The 10,918-nt window shown below is 40.0% G+C and carries 16 protein-coding genes; 15 read left to right on the forward strand and 1 reads right to left on the reverse strand.

Features of this window, described 5'->3' with window-relative positions; genetic code table 11:
* Positions 1 to 85: 85 nt before the first annotated feature.
* From IJ23_RS22275 to IJ23_RS25480, 6 genes are all read left to right on the forward strand, one after another.
* Positions 86 to 544, forward strand: coding sequence for a hypothetical protein (locus tag IJ23_RS22275; RefSeq protein ID WP_033907386.1), 459 nt, complete (start codon positions 86 to 88; stop codon positions 542 to 544).
* A gap of 119 nt (positions 545 to 663) precedes the next feature.
* Positions 664 to 1,029, forward strand: coding sequence for a hypothetical protein (locus tag IJ23_RS25315; protein ID WP_053304320.1), 366 nt, complete (start codon positions 664 to 666; stop codon positions 1,027 to 1,029).
* Between the two features lie 163 nt (positions 1,030 to 1,192).
* Positions 1,193 to 2,335, forward strand: coding sequence for a Shedu immune nuclease family protein (locus tag IJ23_RS22280; protein ID WP_033907387.1), 1,143 nt, complete (start codon positions 1,193 to 1,195; stop codon positions 2,333 to 2,335).
* Positions 2,336 to 2,495: 160 nt separating this feature from the next.
* Positions 2,496 to 3,155 (forward strand): hypothetical protein, encoded by a 660-nt coding sequence (locus tag IJ23_RS22285; RefSeq protein WP_033907388.1) that lies wholly within the window; start codon positions 2,496 to 2,498, stop codon positions 3,153 to 3,155.
* Positions 3,156 to 3,305: 150 nt separating this feature from the next.
* Entirely contained in the window at positions 3,306 to 3,839 is a 534-nt protein-coding gene (locus tag IJ23_RS22290; RefSeq protein ID WP_033907389.1) for a DUF6817 domain-containing protein, read from the forward strand.
* A 155-nt stretch (positions 3,840 to 3,994) separates the two neighbouring features.
* Positions 3,995 to 4,309, forward strand: coding sequence for a hypothetical protein (locus IJ23_RS25480; protein WP_033907390.1), 315 nt, complete (start codon positions 3,995 to 3,997; stop codon positions 4,307 to 4,309).
* Positions 4,310 to 4,453: 144 nt separating this feature from the next.
* Here IJ23_RS25480 and IJ23_RS22300 read toward each other — a convergent pair whose 3' ends face one another.
* Positions 4,454 to 5,284 (reverse strand): hypothetical protein, encoded by an 831-nt coding sequence (locus tag IJ23_RS22300; protein WP_033907391.1) that lies wholly within the window; start codon positions 5,282 to 5,284, stop codon positions 4,454 to 4,456.
* 228 nt (positions 5,285 to 5,512) lie between these two features.
* On the opposite strand from IJ23_RS22300, the gene IJ23_RS22305 reads away from it, so the two are divergent.
* From IJ23_RS22305 to IJ23_RS22345, 9 genes are all read left to right on the forward strand, one after another.
* Positions 5,513 to 6,031 carry a hypothetical protein gene (locus tag IJ23_RS22305; RefSeq protein WP_033907392.1) on the forward strand — a complete coding sequence of 173 codons (519 nt, stop codon included), beginning with the start codon at positions 5,513 to 5,515 and terminating at the stop codon, positions 6,029 to 6,031.
* 160 nt (positions 6,032 to 6,191) lie between these two features.
* Positions 6,192 to 6,977, forward strand: coding sequence for an NYN domain-containing protein (locus IJ23_RS22310; RefSeq protein WP_009697310.1), 786 nt, complete (start codon positions 6,192 to 6,194; stop codon positions 6,975 to 6,977).
* Between the two features lie 139 nt (positions 6,978 to 7,116).
* Entirely contained in the window at positions 7,117 to 7,659 is a 543-nt protein-coding gene (locus IJ23_RS22315; RefSeq protein WP_033907393.1) for a GNAT family N-acetyltransferase, read from the forward strand.
* Positions 7,660 to 7,776: 117 nt separating this feature from the next.
* Positions 7,777 to 8,286, forward strand: coding sequence for a hypothetical protein (locus IJ23_RS22320; RefSeq protein ID WP_033907394.1), 510 nt, complete (start codon positions 7,777 to 7,779; stop codon positions 8,284 to 8,286).
* A gap of 146 nt (positions 8,287 to 8,432) precedes the next feature.
* Complete coding sequence (locus tag IJ23_RS22325; RefSeq protein ID WP_152560964.1) at positions 8,433 to 8,747, forward strand: hypothetical protein; 315 nt, start codon at positions 8,433 to 8,435, stop codon at positions 8,745 to 8,747.
* Positions 8,748 to 8,893: 146 nt separating this feature from the next.
* On the forward strand, positions 8,894 to 9,349 hold the full coding sequence (locus IJ23_RS22330; protein ID WP_033907399.1) for a hypothetical protein: 456 nt from the start codon (positions 8,894 to 8,896) through the stop codon (positions 9,347 to 9,349).
* Positions 9,350 to 9,947: 598 nt separating this feature from the next.
* Positions 9,948 to 10,190, forward strand: coding sequence for a hypothetical protein (locus IJ23_RS22335; RefSeq protein WP_033907395.1), 243 nt, complete (start codon positions 9,948 to 9,950; stop codon positions 10,188 to 10,190).
* Positions 10,187 to 10,420: a hypothetical protein gene (locus IJ23_RS25485; protein ID WP_033907396.1), complete on the forward strand. Its 234-nt coding sequence runs from the start codon at positions 10,187 to 10,189 to the stop codon at positions 10,418 to 10,420. Before IJ23_RS22335 ends, IJ23_RS25485 begins: the two co-directional genes overlap by 4 nt.
* A 141-nt stretch (positions 10,421 to 10,561) precedes the next feature.
* Positions 10,562 to 10,915, forward strand: coding sequence for a glyoxalase/bleomycin resistance/dioxygenase family protein (locus IJ23_RS22345; RefSeq protein WP_033907397.1), 354 nt, complete (start codon positions 10,562 to 10,564; stop codon positions 10,913 to 10,915).
* Positions 10,916 to 10,918 lie beyond the last annotated feature (3 nt).

A 10,918-nucleotide genomic window follows, 5' to 3' on the forward strand; every position in this document is an offset into this window, starting at 1 on the left:
ACACCTTAACAAGGCGTTATGTACTTATACGGTTAATCTGCCTTATAATTCTAACCTTAAGAATCTTATTTTAAGTTATTGATTTATGAAATATTTCACTCCATTTATATTCATGTTAATTACTGGTGGTGCGTATGCAGATGTACCGCAGTGGATGAAGCGATCTGAACCAAACAATTTAGGTTTGTTTTCTTCAATCTATGGTGACTGTCCTTTTACTAACGAGACACTAGTAAAGCGCATTGAGGGGGAATTTCTTAGGGCGCGTATAAAGGCGAATAACGATCTTTCATTTAACCTAACAGTTAATACCCTATGTATGAGTATTAATAATAAGGGTGGAGACAATACAGGTACAGCGGTTTCCTATGAAATTAGGTTTGGCACACAAGCACCTACAGGTGATTTCGTCCTGTATGAAAATCCAAATTACGGTTCGATGCTTATTGGTGGAAAAGGTCCTGACTCGTCACAGTTTTTTGTAACGACTATCACAAGTAGCGTAGAAGAGGCTCTTACGGACTATCTCCGGGCAAATTTTTAGTAAAACGTACATAACAAACTGTTTAAGAGTGATTCGCAACGCTTGGCATTTTCGCTTCGCTCAAGTATAGCCAAGCGTCGCTCACACCTTAATGCGGCGTTATGTGTTCGGAGGAAATTATGGGAAGACGCTATAGGCGCAGATCACACGGTTCTGCAATAGTTAGTGATTCGGTGTATATAGCGGCTAGGTTACCTTGGTGGGCTGCGATTTGTTTCGGGTTTATATCCTTCCTGATTTTCTATTTCGGCTTTCCCGCATTTCTTGAGAGTAAGACATCAGAATTGAGTGGTAGTGCTGCTTCACAAGCTTTTGAGTCAATCTTTATGCGTCGAATTCACTGGTTTGAGTGGCTTGGAATAGCTTGTGGTTTAATCGGTGTATTTTTTGGTTTTCGTAACTATTTAGTGTCGTCTTATGTTGGGTATGAAGAGCGCGGGCTGGTTGCGTTTCTTGCCAAAATTATCAGTAGAAACGTCAACTAACACACATAACAAACAATTCAAGGGCGATTCGCAACGCATGGCATTTTTAGCTCAAGTCGGCTTTAGTGTTTACGGTGTAATGGTTTAAGTTCAGTGTTAGCGCTGCTCACCCCTTAATTGGGCGTTAGCAGCTTCAAAGTAAACGATAGATAAGAGGTCATCGGTGTTTGATATTCCAGATTTTAAGCCTACAGAAGACGATGTGATTAGAAATTCAAAGCTAGAGACTCTCTATAATCACACTTTTGAAAAAGGTAGGTTTTTCCAAGTCATTTTCTCTGACGAAAATGAATTTCATATTCAGCTTGCTCCGCGAACAATGATGAGAGTTGTTTACCTGAAAGAAAAAGATGACATCGAGGGAATTAAACTATGCAAGCTAGTTAGCGGACAGGAAAAGCAGGTTATTGAACTTTCCAAGTTCAATATGCAGCAGCTGAAAACATTCTTGAACTTTATTCAAGAACTAGATCTTAAAGGAGTTGCTGAGCGACGCATTAAACTATCTGATGACTCAATGGATGTGTTGGACGCTGAAACTAAACAGAAAATAACCACATTACTTTCAGGTTCTGATGGCGGTGAAGTTGTGAGAGAACTTTTGTCTCAAGGAATGATCACAACTCAGGATCTAGTTAATACAGGTTACCGAAAATCCCAACTCGAAATCTTCAAAAAATTACTGTATTCAAACTATCTACCGCAGTACAAATTTGATATTGGAAAGCCCAATACAAAAGACGAAACTGCATGGCAGCATTTCTTTGCAGCAAACCAATGGATATTTGGTTATGGTTTGGATTACCGATTCCAAGGTATCTTACAAAAAGAATTTCATGCATCAGATACTAATGCCGGTGGCAGTGAGGGAGTTATTGCCGACTTCTTAATGGGTGACAATAAATTCACGACATTTGTCGAACTAAAATTACCTACAACACCATTGTTCGGGACAACCCAGAATAGAGCGCAGAGTTGGAAGCTATCAAAAGAGTTAATGGAGGCTTACTCACAAATCTTAGAGCAGAAAGCTAGCGGTACGTTAAAAATTGAAACAACGCGCGATTTGTATGCAGATGATTATCGTGAAATTAACCAGAATGCTTACGACTCGAAAACCGTTCTAATCGTTGGTTGCTGGGAGCAAGTTGATGAAGCTGCTGAACCCCCAGGTATAAAAAAAATGAAACGCAAAACTCTTGAACTTTTCCGTAGAGATTCTAGAAACGTCGAAATCATAACGTACGATGAGTTACTTGAGAGAGCGTCATTCATAGTTTTAAATGAGCATAGTGCAAACAAGTAGCACGCTGCTAACAAACAATTTAAGAGTGATTCGGCACGCGTGGCATTTTTGGTTTGGGTCTAGTTTAGTGTTTACGGCGTCCAAAATGAGCGTCGTGGTCGCGTGGCTCACACCTTAATTGGGCGTTAGTTCGCAACGTCTTCGAAAGTAGAGGTAGAAATTGAATAAACAAGCAAAAGTTATTTTGTGGTCTTTGTTTGTTGTTTTGCTAATGCCAATATTGGCTTACATATACAAGTTTGGTCTTGGGCTTTGGGATAAACCAGATGAATGGTCCGATTTAGGAGGTTATGTCGGGGGAATATACGCTCCAATTCTTTCGATTGTTACGTTGGTTGTCATATCGATACAAATATTTATACAACATCAACAATATCAGCATTCATTGATTCAGCATCAAGAGGAACAAATCAAAGAGTACTTAACTGCTCTGGAACAAGCATTAGACGTTGAGGTAGGAGAAATAAGCTCGCGAGATTTTCTTGTAAGCCTATGCCGAGATGTATCTAAAGATACAATCAAGTTGATTCCAGCGGAGTTAGTTATGGATTTTAATCAATGCAATCATAGACTTTACTCAATGTGGTGTGAGGTCATGAAATGCCTCGCGGTTTTAGAGAATATCTCAAACCAAAATGTCTATAACAAGGTCGTGTTTGCATCAAACAAAAATAAAGTCATAGCATACCTAAACCCTCAAACATGCAGAATGCTCGATAGGTTTCACTTTATATTTCTTTGTAAATGTGAAGAAATTAACGTCCACATCGATACTCAAGGTCTTAAATATTACTATTCAGATCTGAGAAATGGTGGGTAGCGAACTAACAAACTGTTTAAGAGGGATTCGCAACGCGTGGCATTTTTACTATGCGTTGGTCTAAGTGATTAAGGTGGTATGCGGTAGCTTTGGTATTGCGTTGCTCACCCCTTAACAGGGCGTTATGCGACCTAAAGGAAATTGAGATTTATGGATAAATTTGGAATGCTTCAAGAACTTGGTGCGGGTGACTTTCAGCACCTTAACGGTTCATTGGAAAAGCACTTAAAAGGGACTCAAGGCGTTCTTGTGAACTGGGGTAGTAGCGAATTGCTTCAAGTTGCAGGGCTCTTTCACGCTGCTTATGGAACAGCAGGTTTCGATGAAAATATGGTGTCGCTAAGTCAGCGCCAAGAAATAGCACGAATTATTGGTTGTGACGAAGAAGCTCTAGTTTACTTGTATTGCTCATGCGATCGAGACTATGTATTTCCTCAATTTGGCAAAGCGCCAGAAATCCAATTCAAAGACAGATTTACAGGTTCAACCTTCAAGCTTGATAGCGCAATGGTGAAATTGTTTTGTGAGTTAACGGTCGCTAACGAGCTAGAGCTTGTATATAGCAGTGAAGAATTCAAGCTCAAGTATGGTGCTGAACTATTTGAGCTGTTTCAAGGCATGGACAGTTACTTAAGTCCCGAGGCCAAAAAAGCGTATAAATCAGCATTATCGAATTTCGCATAACAAAGCGTTTAAGACAGATTCGCAACGCTTGGCATTCTCAGTTCAAATTGAGTTTTGTGTTTACGGTGCAATGGTTTAGGTTAGGTGGAGGCGTCGCTCACTACTTAACGCGGCGTTAGCTGTTTGTGCAATGTGGTATTGGAGAGTGAAACTAAATGGAAGCAAGATTTAATAAGTTATTAGCGTTCAGTATTGTTTTAGTCCATTTTTTTGCTTTCTCTGGGCTACTATATAAATCTCAAATTTATGGGCATATAGCGGTCTCACCCGGAGAACCTTATGGGTTAGGTGACGTTATAGATTTATTGTTTGCTTGTTTAGTTGTCTTGATGTGGTGTTGTGCGATGGTATCCTCAATTGTGGTGACTTTACTTAATATTAAAAGTAACTGGCTAGCTTCTCTGAAGGCACTTTTATACGGCACGGTTGGTCTTGTTGGTTATTTTTACGTTAATAGTTCAGTCTCCTAATACGAAACAGCTAACAAACTGTTTAAGAGGGATTCGCAACGCGTGGCATTTTCACTATGCGTTGGTTTTAGTGTTTAAGGTGGCTTGCGGCGGCTTCTATATTGCGTTGCTCACCCCTTAACAGGGCGTTATGTGCTCTCGCTGCTAAACAGCCACGGTGCAGACTTCATCATTCATTAGTAGCACTTCATTGTCTCCAGGTTTCTCTGGGAAGTCTGGTCTAAGTGCACTCATATATGATACTTCGACACCAACAGTATCATCGATCAATTGATTTGATGACATATTGAGTTTTGTTAAACCGTACTCTGGGGCTGGTTTAGAATCGAAAGATACCAAAAAGGCTATCGGATAGAATTTTAATATATCTCCTGCAACTCGAAAGCTCGGGTTATTAATGTTCATTGATCCAATAGAGCGAAGCATCTTTATTGGTTTATATGGATACAGCCAGTAATAAATATCAACATCTTCGGGTAGTGGGGCTGCTTCATTAAGTACAAACTCGGCTAACTCAGCGTAACGGGGATCGTGCGGTCTGTTTGTATTCGTTTCCTCTACGCTATTAGCTGCTAACAAATGCCCAACGATAGCTTTGGCTAACTTTAAGGTTTTATACGGACGGTAGGTCGTTCTATTAAATGCGTACCCAAAAGTTAGGTTGCTAAGATGCTCAGCAATATCATTGCTGAAATCAATTAGCTCTCTATCGTATTTGCTTCCAAGTAGGCTATTACATTTGCCACAAACAGTTCTAAAGTGTATTCCGCCTTGAGAGCGGTTTCCTTTGGGTTTCTCAGAAGTTCCTAGGTATTCGGTAACTCTAACGATTACTTTGTCCTCAACATTACCGCAACCTTGAGGTACAACATGTTCTCTGGTCAGTTTTCCGTGATCTCGACAAATCGTACAGTAACCATGCGTCTTGCCCCGAGTCATAACTCTTTTCTGTAATCGCTGTGAAAACTTTCCCATAGTGTGCACCTCATAATAGTTACTGAACGGAGTTTAATATAAATTAGCTTTAAATACAGTAAATTAGAACGCACATAACAAAGCATTTAAGAGTGATTCGCAACGCTTGGCAGTTTCGCTTCGCTCAAGTATAGCCAAGCGTCGCTCACACCTTAATGCGGCGTTATGTTTTTGATAATTTCAATGTGTGCTGTATCATATAATATTATTATTAATCAGGCTTAATGTATGAAAAATAAACTTATTTTCACATTTGCATCAATTGCGCTAGTTGGTTGCGCGACAGTCCCGCTAGATCCGAAAGTGGATGTTACGGAAATTCAACCATTCATTGAATTTAATGTTAATGATTCAGTATCTATCGTTAATGAACAAAAGAATGATGACACTTTACTCTTGGTCGATCTAAAAACTGTCGCCTTCACAGGCTCGAAGAAAGAGTTGACTGATACCGTAATTGCAGTGGCTGAGAAAGAACTAATAAAACGTAAAGCTATCATTTCTCCAATAGCAACCAAGCAGTTGAATATATCGGTGGATAAATTTAGTTGTGATCAATCTGGATCTTTTTCTATGGGTTGTGAAACAGTCGTTTCTGTAGAAACGGAAGGTCAATATAAAGCAACTTATACTGCATTTGGTGAAAGCGCACTTGGTGTTCAACATGCAAGTAATTACTCATTGGCGAATGCAGTTTCAGCAATGTTTAGAGACCCTAAGATCATAAACTACTTAACTACTAAATAAACATAACAAACAATTTAAGAGTGATTCAGCACGCTAGGCATTTTCGTTTTGGGTTAAGTTTAGTGATTAAAGTGTTCAAATTGAGTGTTGTGGATGCGTGCTTCACACCTTAATTGGGCGTTAGGCATCAGGGTATCTCAGCACACCTAAGGAAAAGAGATTGATAGATATAAATTCAGAGAAAAAAATTGCGGTCTTAATCGATGCCGAAAATGCTCAATACTCCGTGTTAGATGCAGTATTAAAGGAGCTATCTAAACATGGGCACATACTCGTTAAAAAGGCTTATGGGGATTGGAGTTCTGAGTGCTTGAAAAATTGGAAGCAACCTTTAAATGAGCTGGCGATAAATCCGGTACAACAGTTTTCCTACACTCAAGGTAAAAACTCGTCTGATGCAGCAATGATTATTGATGCAATGGATCTCCTTTACTCCAACAAATATGACGCCTTTGCTTTAGTAAGTAGTGATAGTGATTTTACTAAACTGGCTTCAAGGCTAAAGGAGTCAGAGATATATGTTTTTGGCGTTGGTAAAAAAATGACGCCTGTGGCATTTCGCAATGCTTGTGATGATTTCATGTATACGGAGGTGCTCAAAGAAAGATATGCCCCTAAAGAAGAGCAGCCTTCAACCAATAGCACGAATGAAAAATCATCCCAGAATGACAGTAAATCCATTCGTAGGAAATTACGCCAAGACACTAAACTTCTCAATATCTTGCGAGGTGCTGCTAGTGAGTACCAAGATGAAGATGGTTGGTCGTTTTTAGGGCATTGTGGCAGTTTAATAAAGCGTCAGTATCCAGACTTCAGCTCAAAGAACTATGGTTTCACTACATTAAGTCAACTAGTTGAGGCAACTGAGTTGTTTGACATTTTGCGTAAGGAAACAGAGTCGGGGGCAGTGCATATCTTTATTAAAGATGCTCGAAAAAATGCCTAACAAACTGTTTAAGAGTGATTCGCAACGCGTGGCATTTTCACTATGCGTTGGTTTAGGTGATTAAGGTGGTATGCAGTGGCATCGGTATTGCGTTGCTCACACCTTAACAGGGCGTTAGGCTTCAAGGAGGAAGTTGATAGTGTTAATACCACAATGGGAATCAAAAAATTTGGTTTTCACTGAGTTTTCAAGTGATGAGGCTCAGTTAGCCAAGTCAATTTTTGACAGTAACTTAAACGTAAAAGCAATGGATCCAACGTTCAGGGAGTGGTCACTAACAGAGTATGAAAAATTAATAGCTGAAAGCAAAAAGTCAAAATTACCTGACAAGCAAGGAGCATTTTATCTAAGAAAAATTAGCACAAAGAAAGGTCAAGTTGTTGGTTACATACAACTTGAGTTTCATGCTCCTTCATTTGGTACGCTTTGGCTTCCCATGTTAACGATTCTACCGAGCTTTAAAGGTAAAGGTCTGGGTTCAGAAATAGTTAACAGTGTCATCGACGCAGCCAGTGAATACACCAATCTACAGTACGTAGGTTTAAATGTTTACGCGGAGAACATCGCTGCATTTAGGTTCTGGTACAAACAAGGCTTTACGCAAATTCGAGCTTTCGATCGCGAAACAGAATTTGGCAAAGAATACAATTGTTTAGTTTTATATCGTGAGTTAGAAGCCTAACAAAGCGTTTAAGGCAGATTCGCAACGCGTGGCATTCTCAGTTCAAATTGAGTTTTGTGTTTAAGGTGCAATGGTTTAGGTTAGGTGGTAGCGTTGCTCACTACTTAACGCGGCGTTATGTTCTTGGAGGACATGTTGGAATATCAAAGGGACAGGGTAACTTTTGGCGTTTTTCAGAAACTTGTTGTAAAGCTGTATAAAGCCCTCGTATTCAAGCTTTCAAACAAAAAAGAGAAGCTAGAATGGCAGTTAATCTTGATAGCCGATTGTTTACGAATCATTGGGCTTTGTAGGTTAGCTTATCGGATGGCTTCCACAGTGCATACTTCAACGTCTAACGTTAAGAACAAGTTCTGGTCAACCCATGTTTCAGGTATGGCTCTGCAATATTCAGGTGACATGATTGGCGCTGAAAAAGCATTCTTAAAAAGCCAGGACTTTGCTTGTGAGCTTTCTTTGAGTTTTAGCTTGCAGCATTTTGGTAAATTGAACGTTGAGGTTGGCAATTATAAACTGGCAGAGCAACAGTTCATAGAAGCATTGGCAATTCGAGAAAAATTGAAACGGGCTGACTTGGTAGAGTCGACTAACAGGGCGATTCGAGGACTACAAAAGCTACGAACATAACAAACTGTTTAAGAGTGATTCGCAACGCGTGGCATTTTTACTATGCGTTGCGTTGCGTTGCGTTTAGTGTTTAAGGTGGCATGCGGAAGCATCGGTATTGCGTTGCTCACACCTTAACAGGGCGTTAGAGCGCAGGAGAAAAAAGTATGAACATGACCGATATAGTTGATTACATTTCATATCTTATCGCCGGCATTATTATCGCTCCTTTCGGCTTTATGCTGTTTAAAGAATTCATTGGTAAAGATCGCAAGACGGTTACAGATGAAGTCAAATCGACAGTAGGTGACGAATCGAGAAAGTTTCTGGGTGGTAGGTATGGTGATGCCGTTGTAGGTCAATTTGTCGAGTTCAAACTCAAATATGGTGCTGAGCTATTTGAACTGCTCCAAGGTATGGACAGTTACTTAAGCCCTGAGGCTAGAAATGCGTACAAATCAGCCTTGTCGAATTTCGCATAACAAGGCGTTCAAGAGGGATTCTCAACGCTTGGCATTTTTAGTTTGAATCTGTTTTAGTGTTTACGGCACAATGGTTTAGGTTAGGTGGTTGGCGTTGTTCACCCCTTAACGCGGCGTTATAGCGCAAGGCAATATTGGAGTTTGGTTTGAATAAAGAAGTTAAGAAAAAGATTCATCAAATTAGGGATATTTTGGCGAGTTTTGAGAAATCAGACTTTCATAGTATGACTAGTTTTTATCACTCTTCTGGCTTTCCAAATGGTTGCTGTGGAGATGCTACAGATTTGCTAGGTCTGTATTTATTGCAGTACCACAACTTAGACAGTGAGTATGTCTGTGGTAATGGGCTAGGTGAAAATTTCAACCAATCCCATGCGTGGTTGGTGTGCAATGGTTATATTATTGATATTACAGCAGATCAATTCAATGAAGATGGGTATGAACTACCTGCTGTTGTTATTGAAAAACAAAGCTCGTTTCACGAATTGTTCGATGAAACCACAAGTCGTAATACTAGTGTTAGCTACTTAAAAGGCACGGGTATTCCGAACGTACTATCGAAAGTATTGTCAGTAATGCGCGCGTCGGAAAATGCGCTATAACAAACAATTTAAGAGTGATTCAGCACGCTTGGCATTTTTGGTTTGAGTTGTGTTCAGTGTTTACGGTGGTCAAATTGAGTGTCGTGGTCGCGTGCCTCACACCTTAATTGGGCGTTATGTGGCTTAGCACACTGATAAGGGCAATATACTTGCCCTTGTTATATTGGCTAGTTAATTTTTACAGCCATTTTTCTCACATGTCACTTTGCTAGTAGTATTTGTCCAGTGACTAGGGTTTTCCTTTGTATTAAATCCACAACCGGTAGTTCCACCCTTTTGTCCTTTGTGTACAATGCTTGGCCCATCTGGTGGGGTGTGCTTCACAGGCATATTATATCCTTATTCAAATTGCCGTTATTGGCAGTAACAACATAGTTTAAAATTACATCAAATATGACATTTGGTGCGTATTTTTTGCATATTTGAGATGTTAAACGACACTAATACACCACCACATAACAAAGCATTTAAGAGGGATTCACAACGCTTGGCAGTTTTGGTTTGAATTGGCTTTAGTGCTTACGGCACAATGGTTTAGGTCGGGTGGTTTGCGTTGTTCACCCCTTAATGCGGCGTTATGTTTATTAAGGAGTTAGGTATGTATGAAGAAAAACTGAATATTCCAAAGAGCCATAAGCTTGTCAGAAAAAGTTGCAAAAGTGAGCAACGAAAAGGTCGTGATACTGACATTTATGGTTATGACGAACTAGATCAAAATGGGGAGCTAATCGCCAAGTACATCGTAAGGGATAGCATGAGCATCTATCCTCCTCAAAGCACTACAGTATCGTTCGTCAAATATGATGTTGATGGAACAGAAATTGAAAAAGGCACCTTATGAAAACTAAACAAATATTTTATAAAGTTCGTGGACATGATGATGAAACATATATCTTTCTAGACAGGCTAGATGATGGTACATATCAAGTAAGGCAAGGTACATCGAAACCTGTAAGTCATTTTAAATGGGAAGAAAACAGTACCACTATGTCTCTAGATGACTTTCTTGCTCACAATGAGTCCTATCGCCCCCGTGTAGAAGAGTTGATAGCAGAGTTCGAAACAGAATAAACATAACAATCTGTTTAAGAGTGATTCGCAACGCGTGGCATTTTTACTGTGCGTTGCGTTCGGTGTTTAAGGTGGTATGCGGCGACTTCGGTATTGCGTTGCTCACACCTTAACAGGGCGTTATGTGGTTGGAGAAAAATTATGAATCCATCAGCGGTTCTTGTTCATGTCCCAGATGTAGCGAAAGGGCTTGAATGGTACAAGAAAGCTTTTCCAGAAGCCGTTCCGGTTTATCATCCTGACTTTGACTTCACAGCGCTTGATATAAATGGTTTCTCACTAGAAATAGTCCAAGCAGACAAAAAGGTTGGTGCTGGTAAAAGTGGCACAGTTGTTTATTGGTCAGTAGATAGCTTATGTGTTGCCCTGGCTCATTTTGAAGAACTCGGTGCGTGCCTTTATCGTGGACCAATGGAAATTGAAGATGGGCTTTCAATGTGCCAAGTTGAGGACCCATTTGGAAACTTAATAGGACTACGTGGGAAAACCACATAACAA

The organism is Vibrio sp. OY15 (assembly GCF_000742455.1).
In the GTDB taxonomy this organism is placed as follows: Bacteria; Pseudomonadota; Gammaproteobacteria; order Enterobacterales; family Vibrionaceae; genus Vibrio; species Vibrio alginolyticus.

Excerpts from the sequence above, each read along its gene's own strand:
- IJ23_RS22275 (WP_033907386.1), top strand. The coding sequence starts at position 86 with ATGAAATATTTCACTCCATTTATATTCATGTTAATTACTGGTGGTGCG.
- IJ23_RS25315 (WP_053304320.1), top strand. The coding sequence starts at position 664 with ATGGGAAGACGCTATAGGCGCAGATCACACGGTTCTGCAATAGTTAGT.
- IJ23_RS22290 (WP_033907389.1), top strand. The coding sequence starts at position 3,306 with ATGGATAAATTTGGAATGCTTCAAGAACTTGGTGCGGGTGACTTTCAG.
- IJ23_RS25480 (WP_033907390.1), top strand. The coding sequence starts at position 3,995 with ATGGAAGCAAGATTTAATAAGTTATTAGCGTTCAGTATTGTTTTAGTC.
- IJ23_RS22300 (WP_033907391.1), bottom strand. The coding sequence starts at position 5,284 with ATGGGAAAGTTTTCACAGCGATTACAGAAAAGAGTTATGACTCGGGGC.
- IJ23_RS22305 (WP_033907392.1), top strand. The coding sequence starts at position 5,513 with ATGAAAAATAAACTTATTTTCACATTTGCATCAATTGCGCTAGTTGGT.
- IJ23_RS22320 (WP_033907394.1), top strand. The coding sequence starts at position 7,777 with ATGTTCTTGGAGGACATGTTGGAATATCAAAGGGACAGGGTAACTTTT.
- IJ23_RS22325 (WP_152560964.1), top strand. The coding sequence starts at position 8,433 with ATGAACATGACCGATATAGTTGATTACATTTCATATCTTATCGCCGGC.
- IJ23_RS22335 (WP_033907395.1), top strand. The coding sequence starts at position 9,948 with ATGTATGAAGAAAAACTGAATATTCCAAAGAGCCATAAGCTTGTCAGA.
- IJ23_RS25485 (WP_033907396.1), top strand. The coding sequence starts at position 10,187 with ATGAAAACTAAACAAATATTTTATAAAGTTCGTGGACATGATGATGAA.
- IJ23_RS22345 (WP_033907397.1), top strand. The coding sequence starts at position 10,562 with ATGAATCCATCAGCGGTTCTTGTTCATGTCCCAGATGTAGCGAAAGGG.